At 43.2% G+C, this 22,297-nt stretch carries 19 protein-coding genes; 13 read left to right on the top strand and 6 right to left on the bottom strand.

Annotation, left to right across the window (positions count from 1 at the left end; genetic code table 11):
* Positions 1–127 precede the first annotated feature (127 nt).
* Positions 128–1,321: a multidrug effflux MFS transporter gene (locus tag L3V33_RS01205; RefSeq protein WP_237288778.1), complete on the bottom strand. Its 1,194-nt coding sequence runs from the start codon at positions 1,319–1,321 to the stop codon at positions 128–130.
* 270 nt (positions 1,322–1,591) lie between these two features.
* Between L3V33_RS01205 and L3V33_RS01200 the strand changes: the two genes are divergently transcribed.
* The 5 genes from L3V33_RS01200 (at position 1,592) to L3V33_RS01180 (ending at position 6,548) form a co-directional block, all read left to right on the top strand.
* The gene (locus L3V33_RS01200; protein ID WP_237288777.1) at positions 1,592–2,677 is read left to right on the top strand and encodes a PQQ-dependent sugar dehydrogenase; all 1,086 of its coding nucleotides are present in this window, start codon (positions 1,592–1,594) and stop codon (positions 2,675–2,677) included.
* Positions 2,678–3,126: 449 nt separating this feature from the next.
* On the top strand, positions 3,127–3,336 hold the full coding sequence (locus L3V33_RS01195) for a cold-shock protein (protein WP_004731543.1): 210 nt from the start codon (positions 3,127–3,129) through the stop codon (positions 3,334–3,336).
* 117 nt (positions 3,337–3,453) lie between these two features.
* Positions 3,454–3,993, top strand: coding sequence for a YaeQ family protein (locus L3V33_RS01190; protein ID WP_004731545.1), 540 nt, complete (start codon positions 3,454–3,456; stop codon positions 3,991–3,993).
* On the top strand, positions 3,986–4,567 hold the full coding sequence (locus L3V33_RS01185; RefSeq protein WP_171309393.1) for a hypothetical protein: 582 nt from the start codon (positions 3,986–3,988) through the stop codon (positions 4,565–4,567). The genes L3V33_RS01190 and L3V33_RS01185 overlap by 8 nt, the downstream gene beginning before the upstream one ends.
* Positions 4,568–5,075: 508 nt before the next feature.
* Positions 5,076–6,548, top strand: a complete 1,473-nt coding sequence (locus L3V33_RS01180) for a C69 family dipeptidase (RefSeq protein WP_237288776.1) — start codon at positions 5,076–5,078, stop codon at positions 6,546–6,548.
* Between the two features lie 66 nt (positions 6,549–6,614).
* On the opposite strand, the gene folE is transcribed toward L3V33_RS01180, so the two are convergent.
* Positions 6,615–7,268: a GTP cyclohydrolase I FolE gene (folE, locus tag L3V33_RS01175; protein ID WP_004731548.1), complete on the bottom strand. Its 654-nt coding sequence runs from the start codon at positions 7,266–7,268 to the stop codon at positions 6,615–6,617.
* 216 nt (positions 7,269–7,484) lie between these two features.
* On the opposite strand from folE, the gene moeA reads away from it, so the two are divergent.
* From moeA to L3V33_RS01140, 7 genes are all read left to right on the top strand, one after another.
* Complete coding sequence (moeA, locus tag L3V33_RS01170) at positions 7,485–8,720, top strand: molybdopterin molybdotransferase MoeA (protein WP_146457668.1); 1,236 nt, start codon at positions 7,485–7,487, stop codon at positions 8,718–8,720.
* A gap of 12 nt (positions 8,721–8,732) precedes the next feature.
* Positions 8,733–9,482 carry a molybdopterin-synthase adenylyltransferase MoeB gene (moeB, locus tag L3V33_RS01165; RefSeq protein WP_146457689.1) on the top strand — a complete coding sequence of 250 codons (750 nt, stop codon included), beginning with the start codon at positions 8,733–8,735 and terminating at the stop codon, positions 9,480–9,482.
* Positions 9,483–9,737: 255 nt separating this feature from the next.
* Positions 9,738–11,873, top strand: coding sequence for an LruC domain-containing protein (locus tag L3V33_RS01160; RefSeq protein WP_237288775.1), 2,136 nt, complete (start codon positions 9,738–9,740; stop codon positions 11,871–11,873).
* A gap of 11 nt (positions 11,874–11,884) precedes the next feature.
* Positions 11,885–12,502, top strand: a complete 618-nt coding sequence (locus L3V33_RS01155; protein ID WP_237288774.1) for a hypothetical protein — start codon at positions 11,885–11,887, stop codon at positions 12,500–12,502.
* A gap of 225 nt (positions 12,503–12,727) precedes the next feature.
* A complete protein-coding gene (locus tag L3V33_RS01150; RefSeq protein WP_237288773.1) occupies positions 12,728–13,042 on the top strand; it encodes a hypothetical protein in 315 nt (104 codons plus the stop codon).
* A gap of 124 nt (positions 13,043–13,166) precedes the next feature.
* Positions 13,167–14,015: a sulfurtransferase gene (locus L3V33_RS01145; RefSeq protein ID WP_237288772.1), complete on the top strand. Its 849-nt coding sequence runs from the start codon at positions 13,167–13,169 to the stop codon at positions 14,013–14,015.
* Positions 14,016–14,409: 394 nt separating this feature from the next.
* Positions 14,410–16,701: an EAL domain-containing protein gene (locus L3V33_RS01140; protein WP_237288771.1), complete on the top strand. Its 2,292-nt coding sequence runs from the start codon at positions 14,410–14,412 to the stop codon at positions 16,699–16,701.
* A gap of 125 nt (positions 16,702–16,826) precedes the next feature.
* On the opposite strand, the gene L3V33_RS01135 is transcribed toward L3V33_RS01140, so the two are convergent.
* From L3V33_RS01135 to L3V33_RS01125, 3 genes are read right to left on the bottom strand one after another with little or no spacing between them, the layout of a single operon-like run.
* Positions 16,827–18,017, bottom strand: a complete 1,191-nt coding sequence (locus L3V33_RS01135) for a patatin-like phospholipase family protein (RefSeq protein ID WP_237288770.1) — start codon at positions 18,015–18,017, stop codon at positions 16,827–16,829.
* Positions 18,007–19,053, bottom strand: coding sequence for a DUF2955 domain-containing protein (locus L3V33_RS01130; RefSeq protein ID WP_237288769.1), 1,047 nt, complete (start codon positions 19,051–19,053; stop codon positions 18,007–18,009). Before L3V33_RS01130 ends, L3V33_RS01135 begins: the two co-directional genes overlap by 11 nt.
* A gap of 9 nt (positions 19,054–19,062) precedes the next feature.
* The gene (locus L3V33_RS01125) at positions 19,063–20,127 is read right to left on the bottom strand and encodes an HlyD family secretion protein (RefSeq protein ID WP_237288768.1); all 1,065 of its coding nucleotides are present in this window, start codon (positions 20,125–20,127) and stop codon (positions 19,063–19,065) included.
* 98 nt (positions 20,128–20,225) lie between these two features.
* Here L3V33_RS01125 and L3V33_RS01120 point away from each other — a divergent pair, with 98 nt between their 5' ends.
* On the top strand, positions 20,226–21,104 hold the full coding sequence (locus tag L3V33_RS01120; RefSeq protein WP_054545651.1) for a LysR family transcriptional regulator: 879 nt from the start codon (positions 20,226–20,228) through the stop codon (positions 21,102–21,104).
* A 171-nt stretch (positions 21,105–21,275) separates the two neighbouring features.
* Here L3V33_RS01120 and L3V33_RS01115 read toward each other — a convergent pair whose 3' ends face one another.
* Positions 21,276–22,280 (bottom strand): sugar-binding transcriptional regulator, encoded by a 1,005-nt coding sequence (locus L3V33_RS01115; RefSeq protein ID WP_237288767.1) that lies wholly within the window; start codon positions 22,278–22,280, stop codon positions 21,276–21,278.
* Between the last annotated feature and the right edge of the window lie 17 nt (positions 22,281–22,297).

Genomic DNA, 22,297 nt, shown 5'->3' with positions numbered 1-22,297 from the left:
TCTAAGCTCTAAGCTCTAAGCTCTAAGCTCTAAGCTCTAAGCATAATAAAGGCCATTGAAATCATAAACTTCAATGGCCTTTTCGTTTTTCACTCGCTAGCTAGCTAAATAATAAATAATTAAATAACTAGCTAAGCTGGGACTGTCTCGCTTCTTGGCTACTGAAACCACGTAAAATATTAAACAGGGTAATCAGTGTGAACAACATGATGACAAGCGATAGATGCCACGCTTCTCCTAGCCCTAATTGAACTAGCCCCATACTCACCATTGAAGACACCACCATCTGCCCTCCGCCGGACATCGCAGCAGCCGCGCCAGCGTTCTTCTTATAAGGCAACATCACCAAGGCCTGAGCACAAGGTAACGCAATACCATTGCCAAGAATCATCAAGAACTGGCCAAGCATTAAATACAGTGGCTCAAGTGGACAAAAGAAAAGCCATAACGCCGCAGCAACATGTAATACAGGTGTGCATAACAGAGTTTTCTTGTTGCCCAGCATAGGGCGAATACGGTTACATAAGCTTGTTCCGCCCAGCATGCCTAATGCAGGAATCACCGCCCACATCGCGTATTCATCTGACGTCATGCCAATCTGGTTTTGCATGATAAATGGCATCACTGATACGGTGGTGATCATCAAGCTAAAGTTAAGCCAACCGATACTCGCAAAGCTCATAAAATAACGAGAAGTAAGTAACTCTTTATATTGAGAAACCATTTTCTTCGGTGAAGGGATAGCTGAAACCTGAGTGACGGTTTCCTTAAACTTGAACGCCAATACCACCCAAGCCAATGAGACATAGCCAAGTAGTGAGATAAACACCATACTCCAGCCAAAGTGGAAGTTAATAAACCCACCGATAACAGGCGCGATCAAAGGTGTTATAGACGCAACCATTGCAATATAAGACATCGCCAAAGGCAAGTCTGCACCGTTGAATCTATCGCGCGTCGAAGCGCGAGCAAGTACAGCGCAACAGCCGGTTCCTAGGCCTTGCAGAAATCGCCCCATAACCATATTGGTAAACGAATGGCTGAAGAAAATGATCATCAATAGTCCCAGCATGGCGATTAGTAATCCGCTCAGCAGTACTTTCTTGCGCCCGAGAGCATCGGAAATAGGACCATAAATAAACTGGGAAGGCCCAAAACCTAATAGGTACACGCTCACCAAAAGCTGAGCTTGCTCTAGTGATACATCGAAGTCTTTGGCGATCCAAGGTAGTGATGGGAACACAAGACCCATACTGAGCTGACCGATACTGATGACCAAACACGCAAGTAAGATCGATTTAAAATCAAATCGACGACTCATCGTTTAATACGTCCGTTCGAAGAAAAAACGTGCGTATCTAACTCACAACATAAAAACAGAGAGAATAGTGGAAACGCTGCTGGCGAGTTGTTCATAATGCTCCGACTGGATCAAATAGAGAAAGGCACAGTAAACATACGTGAGCTTGTATAATCATACAATAGACGTTCAACTAAATATGTGAATAGTCACTTTTCAGTAACCTCAACTTTCCGCCTATCGACCACAGGCGCTAGACTAACACTAGACGCTCATAATCAAGAGACTTCAATGAACACTCATCACCGTATTTTCCCATGTGCTTTGGCGTTGCTTGCCCTTGCTCCTATAACGTCAGCCTTTGCGTGGCAGGCAGAAAAGCTCACCGACGGACTCGTGATACCTTGGGGGTTGGCTTATATCAACGACAACTCCATGCTAGTAACAGAAAAATCAGGCGTCATTAAACACATTGATTTAAAGACCGGCGATCAAAACACATTGTTCAGGCTGCCAAATGTTTGGGCGAAAGGCCAAGGTGGATTATTGGATATCGCACTCTCCCCTTTTGAAAACGGAAGGTTCTACGTCACTTATAGTAAAGACGTCGATGGTGAAGGTGTAACGACACTGGCTTCTGCTAATTACAGTAATAATGAAATCACTAATTGGACAGACGTGTTTGTGTCGAAATCCAGAACGGACACAGGGCGTCACTTTGGTAGCCGTATCACCTTTGATGAGAACCACCTGTATTTTTCAATCGGCGATCGTGGTGACAGGGACAACGGCCAAGACACCATGACTCATGCTGGCTCAATATTGCGATTAAATGCCGATGGAAGCACACCAAGCGACAACCCATTTACTGATAACAACAAAGTACTCAATGAGATTTGGAGCTATGGCCATCGTAATCCACAAGGGTTGTTCTATGATGCCCCGACTCAAAAACTTTGGTCGATTGAACACGGCCCGCGCGGTGGTGATGAAATCAACCTAATAAAAGCAGGCGGCAACTATGGATGGCCAGTCACATCACACGGAAAAGAGTATTGGGGCCCAATTAACGTTGGCGAGTCTGAAACCAAAGATGGTATTGAAGCGCCTAAAAAAGTCTACGTTCCTTCAATCGCTCCGGGGAGCTTGATTGTTTACCAAGGCGATAAATACCCAGAGTTAAAAGGAAAGTTGCTGGCTGGCGCACTTAAGCTTACTCACATTAATATTGTGACAGTCAATGAACAAGGTGAGGCAATCAAGGAAGAGCGTATTTTAGAAGACTTAGGCGAAAGGATAAGAGACATCGAAACTTCACCAAGCGGCGACATCTTTTTCAGTACCGATAATGGCAACCTGTACCGCTTGAAAAAGTAGTCTAGTTCTCGTTCAAGTAAAGACATTTTCTTTACAACGACAGTTATAAATATAAGCCGTTAAAAGTGGGGCTAAGCTCCAACTAGCAACTTCTAAACTTGGAAAAATTAACGTGCCAAAACAGTGCATTCACTCCAAATTTGTCATCAATTTCGACCACCATTTTCACAAAAACGACAACAAATCACCATACAACTGTAACTCCATGATATTTAAGGAATGCAAAGTTTGACTACCCCCAAGTTTCTGCAACCTTTCACTATGGATTCGATTGACTATCCCCTGATTTGATTTAGACTTCATCTCGGCTAGAAAGAAAGTTCTTTGTATATAAACATTTCGTTGGATTACTAGTAACCCCGTTGTGTTGTACGCAATAGCAATAAACTTTTCCACGCTATCAGTGCCACAATTGGCTCATAATAAAAATTTAATTTTAGGATATCATCATGTCTAACACAGTTACTGGTAAAGTAAAATGGTTCAACGAAACTAAAGGCTTCGGCTTCATCGAGCAAGAAAACGGCCCAGACGTATTCGCACACTTCTCTGCAATCACAGGCGACGGTTTCAAAACTCTTGCTGAAGGCCAACAAGTTGAGTTCACTGTATCTCAAGGTCAAAAAGGCCCACAAGCTGACAGCATCAAAGTACTTTAATTTAGTATTTTAAAGCTTTCTAAAAATAGCCAGCCTCTGCTGGCTATTTTTTTACCCGCTATTCAGAGATTTAAGGTAATATTCCCCCTCACTATTTCTACCTAAGACACCCTATCAATGGCTCTTAAACCGACAATCTATAAGTTTCGTATCTCTTTAACCGATATGAATCGCGACTATTACGACTCTTTTAATCTAACGGTTGCACAACACCCTTCTGAAACAGAACAGCGCATGATGGCTCGTATTATTGCTTTCTGTATCAATGCATCTCCTGAACTTGAGTTCACTAAAGGGTTGTCTAGCATTGAAGAACCCGATTTATGGCAGAAGTCGTTAGATGACCAAATCTTAGAGTGGATTGATGTTGGCGAACCCGATCCAGAACGCGTTAAGAAAGCGACTCGCTTATCTAAGTCTGTGAGCGTGTTCAGCTTCAACACTAAATCGAATGTTTGGTGGGAACAAAACAAAGGTAAGTTCGGTTACCTGAAAGCTCAGATCGTTCGTCTAGACAACGATGGTATTGAGCAACTAGCAGCGATGACACAACGTACTATGGACCTTTCAGTAATGCTGTCGGGTAACTCTGCGTTCGTAAACAGCGACACGCAATCTGCAGAAGTAACGTGGGAAGAGCTACAGAGTAATGACTGAGATCCAAACTCAGACTGAACCTCAGCGCCAAACTAAGCTCGAAGCGTGTTTGCAGCTCGCTGGTCTCGATTCAGTAAAAGCGCTCTCAACAGGCTACGAGAAAGAGCTATCATCATTTATTGATGAAAACCATGCTCTTTTCAGACATGCTTGTGAGAATAAGCCTGATAACTCTGCACGTCAGACGTTGCTTGGTCTGTTAACCAAGGTACATATCGATGCAAGCTATCGCTTTGAAAGCAATAAAGAAGCGAATGAGGCGATGCAAAATGTATTCGATAATACAGTGGGCACTGAGTACAGCGACAAGTTTCAAAACTCTAACGCCCAGCAGTTAAAATTAGTGACGCATTTGTGGTTGTTCATTCAAGGACGACTAGGAATGGATTACAGCCTTGCCAATGATCATGCTGCTGTAGCCGCTACGCTGTTGTCTCGCATATCGAGAAGCAGTGATGATGAGATTCGCGTTGAGTTTATGGCCAGTTTTTATGATGGTTTGAACCTCTATCAAACTGAGAATAAGCCGTCCGGTTTTGTTCACCACTTTAAGCGTTTGTTTAATCTTACTTAAGCATTCCACCAGCGGCTTTACCCAAATTTGCGCTTTATAGATTCTGTAGAGCGCATCTAATTTCCGTTCCAACCAACCCACATCGAAAATGCAGATTCCCTATTACGCTCGTTCCTCACTTTAGGGAATGACGACACTTCATTACAAGTACAAAAAAGCCCCCACAAGATCCTGCGCTTCAGCATCGTTGTTTATCCGATTGCAATCCAAAAACCATACGTTAGAAACGAACAAAGTTTTGTTGTGATAATGATACTTCCCATAAAACGACGAATTAAAGCTACGTATATGGCAAGGTTATTTTACAAATGTAACTTATCAATTTATTCAAAAAGTGCATATTTTTCAGATAATTATTCTCAAATGAAAATGATCATTTATGTGACGAGCGGAAGCATTTTTTCCTATGATGATAAGTACACTGACTTTTATAAAATGATAATAAAAAACCTGCAAATACAACTAACGTTAACTTTAAATTATCTTGTTTTATAAGCGGAGAATTAAAATGAAAATATGGTCTGTATCCTTTCTTGCAACTGCAGTAGCTGTCGCTCTAAGCAGTAATGCGATAGCTTGTACTGGGCTTATTGTTGGCAAAGGAGCCTCGAGCGACGGTAGCATTATGATTGCTCGTAATGAAGATTTTGGCATTAACAACTGGAACAAATACCTAAAGTTTCGACCTGCGCAAGATAACCAAGAAGGTGACTGGCAGTTAGGTAACGGATTAATTGTTCCAATGCCAAAGCACTTCTTTGCTTACTCTGCGATACCAGACTGGGATGCGGATACCGTTAATCGCGATGGAAAGTTCTATGAAGAACGTGGGATTAATGAACACAACGTTGCCATTTCAGCAACAACCAGCGCAGAAATAAACGACAAAGTCGCCAAGGTAGATCCTTTAATCGACAATGGCGTAATCGAAGCCATTATACCTACGCTAATCCTTCCTCAGGCAGAAAACGCAAAACAAGCCGTAGAGTTACTCGGTCATTACATCGAAACCTATGGTGCTGGTGAAGGTAACAGTCTCTATATTGCAGACACCAATGAGGCGTGGTTATTTGAAATTGGTTCAGGTCACCATTGGATTGCTGTAAAAGTGCCAGATGACAGCTACGCCATGATTGCAAATGGCTTGCGTGTACATGATGTGAACTTAGCAAACAAAGAGGTACTGCATTCAAAAGACATATTCGAGTTTGTAGAACAGCACAAACTGCTTGATAACGCAGATAAAAAATCTTTCAATTTTGCTAAAGCATTCGGAGTTATTGGTGATGAGTATAATATCGATCGTGAATGGCTAGGCCAAAAAATGCTGACACCTTCGCTGCATCAACAAAGTCGCATGACGCAATACCCTTTGTTTGTGAAGCCAGATACAAAAATCTCAGTTGAAGATGTGGCGGAAGTACTTAGCGCGACTTATAAAGACACGGTTTTGGAAGGAAAATCGAAACGACCAATTAGAGTTGAGCGTCAACTAGAGTCGCATATTATTCAGCTTCGCCCTGAGATGCCAGAAGAGCTTCAAGGTATTATTTGGCAAAGCTTCGGCGTGTTACCAGAATCTGTTTTAGTGCCGTTATACTCAACCCTACAAGATTACCCAAAAGCGTACCAAGTAGGCGATGATAACTACAGCGATGACTCTGCTTATTGGCAGTTCCGTAGCTTAACCGCCCTCGCTTCTACAAATTCAGATAAGTATTTACCAATACTAAAAGCAACTTGGGACAAAGAAGAAACTCAACTATACAAGCAGGTCGCACACTTAGATAAAACGTTAACAGACATGTATAAAGTAGATAAACAAGCGGCTCTGAACATGGCTGCCGACTACTCATACGGACAGCTTAAGCGTACCTTAGATATGGCAACTGAGCTTAGATACAAAATGATTACAGATTTGACTAAAAGCACAGAGAAGAAATACTCAGAAGAAGAATTTAAGAAAATAGTCAATCTGTAGGCTTATGAAGCAACCAATAAAAACGGAGCATAATGCTCCGTTTTTTTGTTCTTAATAGGTTTAGTTCTAACGCAGGCCGTGTAAGAACTCATGCCGCGTTGCTGGGTTTGATCTGAAGATACCACCCAGTGCAGTTGTTGTCGTTTCGCTGGTTGCGTCCATAACACCACGAGATTTTACGCAGTAGTGAACCGCATCCATGGTGACAGCAACATCATCCGTTTCTAGTAGCGTTTGCAATGCTACAAGGATTTGCTGTGTCATGCGCTCTTGAACTTGTGGACGCTGAGCAAAGAAACGAACGATTCGGTTGATCTTCGAAAGACCAATGATCTTACCTTGAGGAATGTAAGCTACTGCGGTTTTACCATCAATGGTGACTAAGTGATGCTCACATGTGCTGGTTACGGTAATGTCTTTTACTCGTACCATCTCACGAACACCCATCTTGTTTTCGATCACGGTGATTTTAGGGAAATTGGCGTAATCCAAACCAGAGAAAATCTCATCCACATACATTTTCGCAATACGTTGTGGTGTTTCTTCCAGACTGTCATCTGCAAGATCAAGTTCAAGGAGAGTGAGAATCTCACGCATATGGTGTTCGATTCGTTCCTTTTTCTCTTCTCGGCTAACCTGGTTAGGACGCATTGGTGTCTCTAATCCGCGGCTTGCTAGCGCATCTTTAACCAACTTCGCTGATTCGCTAAGACCTGACATTGAACTTCCTCTTTTATTGCCCCTTCTGGATGGCAAACAAGGATACTCGGAATTTTGAATAAATACACCCATATTTTAAGGGAGGTCATTATTTACGGGGCTTAAACTATGCTAAAGTGGCTGCAATTTCGTTGGCGAACAACCGTGATTTGATAATTATTAAACCACCATTGCCAACCACTAAATCAAAATAATAACGACCAAAGGATTTCAATTATGGGCTGTTGCGACGCTCCGGGCTTAATGCCAATTGAAGAAGCACTAGATAAGCTGCTATCACCAATTAAACCAATCCAAACGACTTTATCTCTACCTCTTGCTGAAGCATTAGGTTATGTCCTTGCTGAAGATATTCTTTCCCCTATTTTCGTACCTCCTTTTGATAACTCAGCAATGGATGGCTATGCATTGCGCTTAGCAGATCTAGAAAACGGTAAAGTACTACCATTAGCAGGCAAATCTTTTGCAGGCCAACCGTTCGAAGGTGAATGGCCAAGCAATACCTGTATTCGCATTATGACTGGCGCAAAGATCCCTGAAGGTTGTGACGCCGTCATCATGCAAGAAAATACGGCCGAAACTGAGGCTGGTATTGAGATTCAACAAGACAACATAAAGCTGAACAATAACATTCGCCCTACTGGTGACGACATCAAACAAGGCGATATCGTTCTTAGTCGCGGTGAGCGTTTAACACCTCGTGACATTCCAATGATTGCTTCACTGGGTGTGAGCCACGTGACAGTGTTACATAAGCCTAAAGTCGCTTTCTTCTCTACTGGCGATGAACTAAAACCATTAGGCCAACCTCTTGAAGACGGTCAGATCTACGACAGTAACCGTTACGGTATTAAACCATTAATCGAAGCCTTTGGTTGTGAAGCTATCGACTTGGGTATCATCCCAGATTGCCCTGCAACGCTTAAAGAAACGTTCGAGAAAGCACAGCAAATAGCAGACGTTGTCGTGACTTCCGGTGGCGTAAGTGTTGGTGAGGCGGATTACACCAAAGACATTTTGGAAGAGATCGGCCAAATCGGCTTTTGGAAACTGGCAATCAAACCGGGCAAACCGTTCGCATTTGGTGAATTAGATAACGCGTGGTTCTGTGGCTTACCGGGTAACCCTGTATCAGCGATGATGACCATGTACGTGTTGGTTCAACCTATGCTGGCTAAACTTTCAGGTCACACCGCATGGACGGCACCAGAGTCGATCCCTGCTATTACTAAATCTGCATTCAAAAAAGGCCCAGGTCGTACTGATTACCAACGTGGTATTTACTCGATTGAAAACGGTCAATTTGTTGTAGAAACAACAGGCAACCAAAGTTCAGGCGCTTTCCGCTCAATGAGCTTAGCAAACTGCTTTGTGGTTCTAGAGCGTGAACGTGGCCGTGTTGAAGTCGGTGAAACGGTTCAGATTCAACTGTTTAACTCAACGCTTTACTAACGAGGCTTGATGATGGAAATACTGTCTGACGCAGAGATGCTTCGCTATAACCGTCAAATCATTCTTAAACAGTTTGATTTTGAAGGCCAAGAAGCGCTGAAACAGAGCTCAATCTTGGTACTGGGTGCCGGCGGCTTGGGTTGCGCCTCTGCTCAATATCTAGCGACTGCCGGTATTGGTAAGCTGACACTGATCGACGATGATGTTGTCGAACTTTCAAATTTACAGCGACAAGTGCTTCACACCGATGCTGATATTGGTAAAAAGAAGGTGGATTCAGCCGCTGAATCGTTACAGGCACTGAACCCTCACCTGACGATTGAAACTGTTGACCACAGGCTTGATGACCAAGCACTTGGCAAGTTGATTGAAACACACTCGCTTGTTCTTGATGCCAGTGACAACGTTGAAACGCGCAATCAACTCAACCGCTTGTGTCACGCCTCTAAAACGCCACTTGTATCAGGTGCAGCGATTCGCATGGAAGGTCAGATCAGTGTGTTCACTTATCAAGACGCAGATGCACCGTGCTACCAGTGCTTAAGTGCCCTATTTGGCAACGCTGCTCTAAGCTGTGTTGAAGCTGGTGTGATGGCGCCTGTTGTTGGTATGGTGGGCGCGGCTCAAGCTTTGGAAGCTATCAAGGTTATTGCTAAGTTTGGACAACCAAAACAAGGCAAGCTTTTAATTCTCGATGCCATGTCCCACAGTTGGCGCGAAATGAATTTAATGAAGATGCCTAATTGTTCAGTGTGTGGATAAACTAAATCATATCCCCTATTATCGAAAACCTAAGCCTTGACTATATGTCAGGGCTTTTTTAGGTCTCAACATCAGCTTCTCAAATCGCTTTATCAATTTGAAAGACTTTATGAGAGATTAGTTTCATTTGAGTTCTCATTTTGAGAATACAATAAAAAACTCAAAACATTAAAATATAAACATTAAAAATCAACAAGTTAAAAATGGCACGTAACTTGTAAAAGTACCTATACCTTCCATCACAAGGATGTAGATATGAGAATTACAACGTTAAGTTTGCTATTAAGCGCGCCATTGGTCGCCAACGCAGCGCCCTTCGATACATGCCCTAGTAAGGCTTACCTCTTTCAATCGACCCCAGTGCAAGTTTGGGGGGTTAACCTAGTGACCGGCTCAACAACTCTGCTGGAAGACGACACGGGAATGAGCGCTAACATCAATGGTGTCGGTTTCGACTTTCAAGACAGATATATCTATGGCTATGACACAACCAACAAACGCTTAGTGCGCCTTGGCCAGGATTTCCAAGCCGAAGTAATTAACGCTAGCGGCTTACCAACCGACCATACCTTCTATGTAGGCGATGTCTACGACCATGTTTACTACCTCTACCGCACCGGTAAGGGGCTGTTCACTGTTGATCTATCCCCTCTCGATTCAGATCCTAATGCAACTGTTACGGTCAACAAAATCGCAGGAAGCCCAGCAACTGTAAGATTGACTGATTTTGCCTTCCACCCAAGTGATGGCTCTTTATATGGTATCGACAATAACTCTGGTGGTTTGTACAGCTTCAACCCTACAACTGGTGCAGAAACCTACATCGGTGATACTGGAGAAACTGGCACATTCGGCGCAGGTTATTTCGATGTAAACGGCTACTACTACGTATCTCGAAATCAAGACGGTAAAATATACCGTATCAACTTATCTCCAGACAACGCGGCCAACATCGCAGCTGGGATTGTTCCTGCCGTTGAGTTTGTATCGAATGGCCCAGCTTCTGGCCAAAACGATGGTGCTCGCTGTGCTAATGCCCCAGTTGTTGATGAGGATTCAAATATCGACTTCGGTGACGCGCCAGATAGCTACCTGACTCTTTTAGCAAGTAATGGCCCTCGACATGAACTTGATGGCATCACATGGTTAGGTACAACACCTCCAGATGCGGATTTGGATGGTTATGTCACACCACAATCAGACGAAACCGTTGGAGTGGATGATGAATGGGCAAACGGAGGTATCGGTTTTGTAACCGCACTTGAAGCCGGATTTGATTCAAAAGTTGTGATTGAAGCTTCAACAACCGGTTACCTTTCAGCTTGGATCGACTGGAACCAAGATGGCAGCTTCGATGGTGCCAACGAACAGGTGTTTACAGATTACGCGCTCGATGCTGGTGAAAACGATCTGTTCCTTAATGTTGATATCAACGCGCTTACCGGTACTACGTGGGCTAGATTTAGATTCAGCCAACAAACCAACCTAAGTTACTTTGGCGGTTCAACCTCTGGTGAGGTGGTCGATATTCAAGTCGATGTCCTTAACGATGGTGCCACCGCTCGTTACTTCCCAAGTGCTTCTGGCTACGCAACGCTCGCGTACGAAGATAACTGGCCATACAAAGCAGATTACGACATGAACGATGCTGTTCTTATGTATCGTATTACCGAGATCCTTAAAGATGGAAAAGTAGTTAAATCCACTATCGACGGACGGTTAGCTGCTGTCGGGGCATCGTACAGAAATGGTTTTGCTGTTCGACTTCCTAACTTAGACCCGAGCTTAGTAAGTAGTGGTAACTCTTACATGAAACACAACGGTGTATTCACTGACCTCGACTTAGAAGATGGACGTAGCGAAGCAATATTTGTAATCGCCAATGACCTGACAGAAAAAATCAGCACTGGCTGTACCTTCTACCGCACCAGTAATGGATGTAAAGAGGATGAGCAGTTCTCATTCCAAATTGGTATTACTTTAGCCGGTGACGGTGTGAGTACTGGCAGTTGGACCGATATGCCTTACGACCCGTTCATTTTTGCAACGCCTGGGTATTATCACGGTGAAAACCTACCTCTACATCCAGGGCGCAGCTGGGAGGTTCACTTGCCAGACCAAGCGCCAACCGAGGCCTTTGATACTACTAACCTCTTTGAGTCTGGATTAGGCGTCGATGACAGTAATCCATCAACAGGTAAATACTTCAAAACATTAGAAAACCACCCTTGGGCGCTAATAGTGACTTCGGATGAAGAATGGGAGTGGCCTCTAGAGTACGTCGATATTGTGACCGCTTACCCAGAGTTTAAAGAATTCTCAGAATCCGGCGGTGACACGAACCAAACATGGTACCAATCACCTGCAGACAACCAACGTTACGAACCATAAGGAGAGACGTTATGACTATTCACACTAAACAATATCGAGACAATCATTGCGTTGATTCAAGTCGCAATCTCTCTGAGGAAAAACGTATGTCTGTACAAAGCACTTGGAACATGAAGAAGTCACTAGCCGTTATTTTAGCTGCAGCTCCATTAGTACTAGCCGGTTGTGGGGGCGGCGGCGGTGGAGGCGGAAGTGCATCTACTCCATCGCCATCTACACCCTCGACACCTGCAACCCCTTCGACTCCGGTAACAGCAACGCCTTCGCCGTTTCCCGCGACAAGTGCGGTAGCTGCGCAAAGCTATACGATGAGTGATTTGGTGGTACCTGACGGGTTTGACTACAGCTCTGTTGAACAATTTGATCTCGACATCGACATCAGCAGCATTTCGACAGACCGTTCTTTTGTGACCGTTTATAGCCGATTTAGTACAAGAGATGATTCAACCTTGAAGCCGGATTACTCCAGTAAAGTCATTGCAGGCCCATTAGACAATGGTGTGCTCGCCTCGAACTTTGCAGCACCGGTAAACCATGAAGCACTCTTGATAGAGATTTGGTTCTACGATGGTCAACCTCCATTACAACAAGTGGTTTCTAGCGGCAATTCTCAGATTGTCTGGCAGTAAGTCGTTAACAGCAGGTAAGTCGTTTAACAGCAGGTAACTTGTCGTCAGCGAGGTCTATGACGAAACAGATTCAAAATTGATTCTTTGTAGGTAGAAAGTGAGCAGAAATGTTCACTTTTTTGTTTTCGCCGAAGAGCGGTTAATTCAGTTTTCTTAGCTAGTAGCATTCACTTTTCCGCCAATCTCACTTATATTTTTCAATATAACCTTCAAAGACTTACTCTCATGAAACAGTTTAAAATAGGTCTATTTATATTGATGTGTGGTGTGGGGGCACTATTGGCCCTTACCTATTTCCCGCTAACATCTGAGACGGGACAACGCATTCAAGCCAAAGTAATTTCGAACACGCTCACTCAGTCCTTAGATGGACACAGGCGTTATCTTACGGTTCAGACAAAAGATAATGACGTATTTCGCGTCTCTATTACTCCAACCACAGACTGCCCTATTGATTCTGTGGTCGCGCTTGATACATTAAACAATCAAATAACCGGACAAAGCAGTTATCAGTTCATCCACTGTCGAGCTGCACAGTAGTAATCGACGCAACAACTGTATTCGCAAAAGCAACAGTAATCTCTCTAACACGGTATTCGCTAAAACAGCAGTAATCTCTCTAACAATAAGAATCGCTATAACAACAAGAATGGATATAACAATAATGAATCAGCCACTCATCTCACCAGAACAACTTCAACAACGTTTGCTAGAAAAAGACAACATCATCCTCCTCGACGCCAGTATCGAATTTCAGATTCCAAGTGAGTCAGAAAAGATCAAAGGACAAATGATTCCTGGCGCGATTCGTTTTGATTACGACAAAGACTTTTGTAATAAGCACACTCTGCTTCCTCACATGTTCCCGACAGAAAAACACTTCAACATACGTGCACAAGAAATTGGCATCAATCAAGACAGTACGATCGTGGTTTACGATAACGCCGGAACCTTCGCTTCGCCCCGTGCGTGGTGGATGTTTATGGCAATGGGACACAACAACGTATACATCTTAGATGGTGGTTTACCAGCGTGGATCGAAGCCGGTTACGCGACAGAGACTGACTATCGAACCGAAGTGAAAACGGGCAACTTTGAAGGCAATATTCAAGACAACTATTTTGTAAGTGCTCATCAGATTGAAAGTTACTCAACTAACAAGAGCGCAAACATTGTCGATGCGCGTTCTCAAGCTCGCTTCGATTCAGAAGTTCCTGAACCACGTGAAGGTTTACGCAGTGGCCACATCCCAAACTCAGTTTGCTTACCGTTCGCTCCGGTATTAAATGATGGCAAATTAAGAACTCAACAAGAGTTAATTGAGATATTTTCCACCATAGAGATCGCCCCTTCTCAACCTATGTTCTTTAGCTGTGGCTCTGGAGTAACAGCCTGCATCATATTATTGGCCGCGAAACTCGCTGGCTATACAGGTGAAATGGGCGTTTACGATGGCTCATGGACTGAGTGGGGCGCTAACGAGAAGCTACCTATCGCCATAACTGAAAAGTAATTAAACTTCACTTAGTACCACTGTTAATCTTACTGCTAGAACATACTACGTGCGCATAAGAAGCTTATTCACAGTGAGAATAAAACCTCATGGAGTAAGCTTTTTACTCTGTAGCTAACGGCTACCTCCGCTTAAAGCCAGAGCTCGATTAGCGTTACTGCTATAAACGACGACTGTTTGCTAACTATAAACTGTGATTAACCATGGGTTATTTGTCATCAAAATTCTGAATACTAATATTTCGCTCAAGAATCTCTGCTCGTAGTCGTTACACTATTTAATCATTAATACTTTCATTATTGATATTTGTATCCTTCGTTACATGAATCACGCTGACAATCCACTAGTTTGTCACTTGCTCTCTGTTTAAGTAGTAATTAACAAAAGGCATCTCATGGCTCTATTTAAGAAAAATATCTGGTCGCTGTATGTTCTGATCGTACTTCTTACCCTGATACTTTTCGCTGTGTTGGGCATAAGCAAGTGGCAAGCAAACAGAGACGATTTCACGGAGCAACAGCACATTCAGGTAGAACTTTTTTCTAGCTCTGTTAGCTCGCTGATGACCAGCCAAGAAGCACTACTTGAAGTTGTTGGGCACCAGTTAGCCCAACAATCTGACTTTACTCGCACGGCTTCTATCCAGATTCGACCAATATTAGATAAGCTACTTGATACTCACCCCGCGATAGCCGCATTTGGGTTACTTAATCCTGAAGGTGATTACCTTGCAATTAGCTCGAACCTACAGCTATCCGATCAGCATAATTTGCTTAACGACTCATACACCAGAGATTCATTTCTCGAGGCCATGTCTAGCGAAAAAATGGTGTTGGGACGTACCTATTTCCAGGACTCACTTAACAGCCTAGTAATTCCGCTAAGAAAGTCGATTTCAATCGATGGCAAGCACGTCGATGCAGTCATGACTGCGGGTTTGCGTTTGGACAGTACGATCGTATTTGAAAGCAACGCACACGCAGGTAGCTACAACACGCTAACCTTGCTTAGAACAGACAACTATCGTCAGTTCTTTTCTAGCGACATCGAATCTCTTGACGCCTATTTGAAACCTGTTGCTAACGACCTGATGAAACGCATTACCAAAAATTTTTTAGAACAAGTAAATGTCAGTGTCAAAGAAGCAAAAACCGGTAAAGACACGTACTCTTTCAGTATCAGTGACGACACATACCACTCGCTCGTTAGCGCTAAATACATTCCAGACTACAAGCTTTGGGTGGTCGGCCGTACAGACCTATCGCACGTCGATGTCATATTCGTAAAAGAGTTTGGCATTCTTTTTGTTGCCTTTATTTTTCTTCAATTTGGTTTCTACTTTTTAGTAAAATCGATTGCCAAAAACGAACAACGCACTCGAAGCCAACTCATCTACCAAGCGAATCATGACCCGTTAACCTCTCTACCCAACCGTTTATACATGCGTAGAAACATTGGTAAATGGATTGAAGATGAGTCAGAGTCGTTCTCACTATTGTTTATCGATATCGATAACTTCAAGTGCGTCAACGATACCCACGGACACGACTTCGGTGACAAGGTGCTCAAGCAAATCGCTTTACGTTTGATGAGATTCCGCTCTCGAGTCAGCCTTTTAGTGCGCGAATCCAGTGATGAGTTTTTATTCTTAACGCCTTTATCGAATGAAGTTGAAATTAAACGACTCGCCAAGCGGATTATTGAAGTGCTGTCTCAACCTTATGAAGTCGAAAGCGCGCAGTTCTTGTTAGGTTGCAGCATTGGCGTAGCACGTTTTCCTGAACACGGAAAAGATTTAGATAGCCTGTTACGCTCTGCCGACATTTCGATGTACAAAGCGAAGCAGCAGCAAAACTCGTACAGTATTTTTACAACAGAAATGCAAGACGCTCACCTCTACAAAATGAAAGTAGAACAGAGGCTACGTATCGCGATCGAAAAACAAACTCTGTTCATGGTTTTCCAACCACTGGTCCGTGCTGATGAAAGTATTCACGGTGTAGAAGCACTCGTTCGCTGGATTGATGACGAGCTGGGTTTCGTTCCGCCAGATGTCTTTATACCGGTGGCTGAAAACACTGGCTTAATGCAAAAGCTCGGCACTTTTATTATTGAGTCCAGCATTATGCAGATCGCTCATTTGCACCGAACGACGGAACAAAAGATCGGACTTTCGATCAACATATCTGTTCGACAGTTTTCTCACCGATCTTTCTCTGAGCATTTATTTACAACGCTGGAGAAGTATCAGCTCTCTGCAAGTTGTCTAACATTAGAGATCACTGAAAGCCTGTTCATTGAAGACGTAGACATAGTAAAACCTATTTTCGAGGCCTTACACGAAAAGAATATTAAAATATCTTTAGATGACTTCGGTACAGGCTATTCATCACTAAGCATGTTGAAAGCACTCCCTATCGATGAGCTTAAAATCGATAAGAGCTTTATTGAGAACATTGCAGTCGATCAACAGTCTCTTACCATGGTTCAAAACATCATCGCGATAGGTAAGAATTTCGGCATGGTGGTATTGGCTGAAGGCGTAGAATCGAACGAGCACTTCGCGATTCTAAAGGCATGTGGATGTGACTTAATGCAAGGCTATTACTTCTCTCGTCCTATTCCTTACGGTGAGTTGTACGAATTTTTATCTCCAGCCTCAGTCAAGGAAGTCGAACTGGCATAAACCGCAAGTTAACCAATAGCACCACTATTTCTACCCCTGGCTATTGCGACCTCAGAGTCTAATGAACCAAGAAAGTGAATTTACTGCCATGCCCCCTCAAAAGCATGGAGGTATTCAAATATAACTCAACCTGGATCCGGTAAGTTTCTACGCCACAAGTCACTATCTAGCGTTTTTTGATACCCATAGTCATACAATTTCTGCACATACTCTAAACTGAATGAACTTAGATCATCCTTCGAAAAATCATCATCGATATAGGCAAGATTAAAACCAATTTGGTTACGCTCACTGTAGTTATAAATATGCTCTATATCACCGATACTTTGACGACGAATCAATATTGATAACGCACGATAAGAAACTGATGTTAAGCCATTCTCTATCTCTTCAAACTCAGGTTTAAGAAAACCATTACGTATAACGTAAATGTTCTTTTCTATATTTTTGGGAACAAAGGTTTTTTGGAAACCCTGTGGAATAAGAAAGACTTGCCTTGAAACACCTCCATCCACATGCAATTCGTCGACCATTCCCCCTCGATATGGCAATGTAATTCGAGTGGCAGGGAATAGCCCAGGAACGGCACTGCTCGCAATAATGATATCTTGTATCAGCTGTTGGGCTTGAGGCGTTCCGATCTGGGCAATTTTTCCAACGTCCCAAATCGCCATTTTTTCATTGTCTAAGCTTGTTGTCGCGATAAGTAATATCCGCCCTTTGCTTCTCTCAACAGCAAGTTGATTGACCATTATAGCGTCGACAGCATCACGGACTTTGAATTCAAAACCACTAACATCCACCATTGAATTTCGAAAAGGTAACTGAAAAATTGAGTTACGTTTAAACATTTCATCGGCTGTCGTTCGCGTATAGTAACCCTTCAGTTTTTGATCGTATTCACTGCCTAAAAATGCAAATATCGACACAATCGCACCCGTTGATACACCTGTAACAACATCAAATTCGGGTCGAGTTCCACTTTCACTCCATGCGTTCAAAACGCCCGCGGAGAAAGCCCCATTAAACCCACCCCCTGACAGCGCAAGATGGTTTGCCTGCCCGGACTTGTTACTGTGTTCAACAAGAGATTCTATAGCGTGACTAAAGTCGTAATTATCAGTCGAGATGACGGACTCATCCCAAAACCTCAAACCCGGCGTGTCTAAGGGGTTTAACTGCTCGGAATTTAATAAGACGTTACGTTCAGGTGTATAGGCGCAACCCGATACCAACAACACGAATATTACGATAATGAACAACGCAGGTTTTGGTGTCATCAATGCTGTGTCTCTTTCAGGCGGCTTATACAGCACGATTTACCACCTTATACTCGAGTATTTTCTGCATCAATAAGATAAATAGAGCGCTGATCACTACAGCGATAAAAATAGAGCTAAATCGATATAAAATCGAGAAAAAGGCATCTTGTTCACCGGGAACAAGCACGGTTGTCAACGGCACCGTTAATGAAGCCATCGCAGAAGATGCTAATGCCGACTTGAGCTTGCCTTGTGTGTGCCAATAACAAAATGGTCCCATCGCAACCGTGAATAAAAGCCAGTATAAAAATGCATTTGCGTACCATTGCCCTAATGTTAACTGCACCACTAAGCCTGCAGCACATCCTGCGGCAGTGCCAATCACTCTCACTTTGGCCATATCGACCGCGCCAGCACAAGTTAAAGGAGCTAAAATCACCAATATTGATGCGTAAGCCGCTGATGAGTCATACAGATCGACGACTTGGAAAACAATAAAAGATAGCATCACGACAACCCAAATCACCATAATTTGCGTGACGTCATACTGAATAGGGAGTTCTACCTCACCTTTCAGATTATCAGCGGGTTGATCTTGCTGTTGTTGATGTACCTCTTGCCGTTGCTGATATTGCTCCTCACAAATCGGATCAGGAAAGAGCCAATACGCTATTGAACAGATAACAATATTCAATAAGCAATAAACCCCAATGGTAATAGAGATCTGCTCGACATCGATAAAGTCATAGCTACTTAGATGCAGTAATATAGAGACAACAATTAAGCCCATATAACCGACGACAAAGGTCTGCTTTTTTGTCATGGCGATACATTTAAACAAGAACATCACGGCCACAGCAGTCAGTAAAATAAGGGGATAGCTACCTAAGACTCCCCACAACACATTGGCCTGAATGATTGACCAAATAGCACTGACGAAAATGATCAGTAACAATGGCAAGTTCAAGCTATCGCTGATACTAAGGACAAAAAGAGGCAGCAAAATTGCCAAGAAACCCAGCTCCCAACCCATGGCCATACTAACAGCCAGACCAAAAGAACAACCAAACCATATTCGAAATGTCTTCATCGCAACCGCCTAATAGATGAAATGAAACCAACTAATCAAACGGATACGCGTTTTTGCTACGAATCGCCAAAAACGGTTGTCGTTTGAATATAAAGCAAGCGTTGCGCGCGAACCTACGAATAACGGGCTTGGCAGTGCATCATCGCTTTGTAGGTTAATTCGAGTGCGCTGTGCATCTCGTACCCAACGGTTGTTCCCTTCAATCTGAGTCAATGTACCATTTGGATTTTGGTGTCCAGAAGCGACACCTAAGTCTCGACTCGCTACGCTGTAGTCAAAGATCTTCCCGGGATGAGCATCAAACGTAACCAGCGCTCGATAACGTTCTTGTACGTGAGCGACTGACTTTTCTCTGAAGTCTGCAGCGACCCACATAGAACCGTCAGAGATTAAAGTAATCAGCGGCATATTCGCGTTCGCCATTGCGCCAACTTCTAAACGCAAGTTAGTCACTACCCCCGCACTTTGTGAACGTACCGTCGTATTAGTCAAATCAAGCTTTGCTTGTCTTACACGGTTTTCAGCTAACAAGACATCTGTTGTTGGTATACCCGGCTCTCCTAAGCGCGCAACTAAAGTACCAAGATGATGTTGCTCAATTTCAAGAACTGAACTTGCCACTTGATACTGCTTGAACACATTATCCAAATTCGATTTTGATACGGCTTGGCTCTTAGCAAGCTCAGCAACTCGTTGGTAATCTGCACGCGCGTTTTCGTAGCCTGCTTCAGCTCTGGAGATACTGGCCATCGCCATCTTCTTTTGAGCGTATAGAGATCTTTCCTGCTCTTGAGCTGCTTTCAATGCGAGTTCAGCTTGCTCTAGTGCTATAACATATTTACCAGGGTCAAGAACAAACAAGATATCGTCCTTTTCTACCGCTTCGTTGTTTTTGACGAGGACTTCTGTGACCCTGCTAGTCACTTCAGGCGCGACTTGCACAACTTGACCATAAACACGTCCCTCTGTCGTAAAAGGAGCTCGACGATCAGCGACAATTAAATACACAAACGAGACAATAAACACGCTACCCAAAATTTTCATGACGCGTTGAAATACTTGCTTTTGCTGCATGATTTATCCTAAGCCTATAGATTTTGTGCAATTATAGTCATAACAAGGTCATTCTGGTATGCTCATAAAAAGCCCCCATTTGAGCTAAAAATAGGACAATGAAAGCAAATTTTGACGATATCCGACTTTTTTCACAAGTCGTACTTCATGGCGGAATAAGTGCTGCAGCTAAAGCAAACGATATGCAGCGTTCCAAGGTCAGTCGTCGCCTAAAAGCTTTAGAATTTTCGTTGGGTTCAGAGTTGCTTATTCGCACGACACGCAATATTGAATTGACAGAATCTGGGAGACATTTTTACGAATTGGTGGCTAAGCAGGTTTATCATATCGAACAAGGAGTAGAAGCTTTACAGGAGAGCCAGAGAGATTTTAATGGTCTTTTACGTCTTGCGATTCCTTCGGCTTTGATGAGCTCAAGCATCTTTAATTCAACTATTGATGACTACTCAGCACAATTTCCCAACGTACAAATAGAAATTGAAAATCACCAAGACAGTGTAGATTTAAAACGATATGGTTTTGATCTACAAATACTACCTAATGTTGTTGAAGTCATTGATGATAGTTATATTCAGTTTAACGTACTGCAGTACGGTTCTCGGCTCGTAGCGACCAAAAAATACCTAGAATCTCACCCATTCTGTGATACGTTAAATGACCTGAAACTCCATCGTATTTTATCCAATAGATACAGTGCAGACTTTCTTGATAAGTCCATTAAAATACACTTAAAATCTGATGACCTAAACCTCTTACTCAAGTTAGCCTTACAACACCGCGGTATTGCTTTTCTACCTGATATATACCTGACACGTTCGGTTGACGATTCGAGCCTAGTACATGTATTACCCGATGTTGTTTTCCCAAAATTGAGCTTAACTATGCTCTACCCGTCTGCCAATTCTTTATCAAAAAAGACCCGTTCCTTTATCGACTTATTCAAGCTCAATTTAGAACAGAGTATTTCAATAGGTTAGAGGTCACCCTGACTATAATAAAGTTAATTTTATCAGTGTTTTACATCTAAATTATAAACAGAAATGCAAAACGGGAACCTAGATAGATTCCCGTTTTAGTAACGAATGAAGCTCATTTTCGTAAGAACAACAAGGGATAGGACAATAAAGTATATCTCCTTTGTCTTCTCTTTAGTTTTTATCAATCAATTCAACATGCTTCATCTGCTCATCCAAGTTAAGTACCGTTAATGCATTACTTACACTGGTCGCAATCACGTCAACCACGCCAGTTCTTAACGCACCTAACAGAGCTAATGGCTTACTGTTCTCGGCAGCAATGGCGATTACTTCAGCGATAGGACGAAACTCTTCCAAACCTAAGCCGATGACTCGATCACTCATTACTGTGTTTGCTGCTTTGCCGTGTACGTCGAAAAAGTCATAACCCGCAAAGTCACCGACGACACCTTGTAGTAAACGAGACTGTACTACCTCACCCGCGGTAAACCAGCCTAAGTCGACCATATAGCTGTTTTCACTCATATCACCGATACCCACTAATGCGACATCCGCTTTACGAGCTAGATCGAGTGTTTGCTTAACAGTACTGTTTTCCATGAACGCGGATTTTTGTGCTTTGTTTTCAGCATAAGCAGGCGCGTACAAGGTTTCAGATGATCCGCCGTACTTCTTAGCTAGCTGTCTGCATATATGGTCAGCGTTGAACATACCGCCTCTTGGGTGAATGCCGCCGATACCACATACGAATTTACAGTCACGTGGTGTAATGACTCCAGTGTGGTGAGCAACTGACGATACGTTTCGACCTTGGCCTACTGTCACCACCATGCCGTTTTTCAGTGTACTGGTAAGATAGTTAGACACTAAACCAGCAACCTGTAATCGCTGCTTCTCTTCATTCGGTTGGTCTAGTGCCACAAGAGCACGCTTTACACCAAATCGTTCGATCAAACGTTGCTCGATCTTCGCACTAAAGACGGGGTGGTATTTCACGGTGATCTCGACAATCCCTTCATCGCGGGCTTGCTTGAGCATTCGACCAACCTTTGCACGAGAGATAGAGAACTTTTTAGAGATCTCTTCTTGTGTAGCGCCATCTTGATAGTAAGCAACGGCTACTTCAGTGAGGAGATCAGTGTTTTCTTCGGAAACATCTTGGATATTCTTACTCATATACCACTCAACCAATA

The organism is Vibrio sp. A2-1 (assembly GCF_021728355.1).
GTDB lineage: Bacteria > Pseudomonadota > Gammaproteobacteria > Enterobacterales > Vibrionaceae > Vibrio > Vibrio splendidus_K.
The sequence above is the reverse complement of the archived record's forward strand: the minus strand, read 5'-3'. Positions and strand labels throughout refer to the sequence as shown.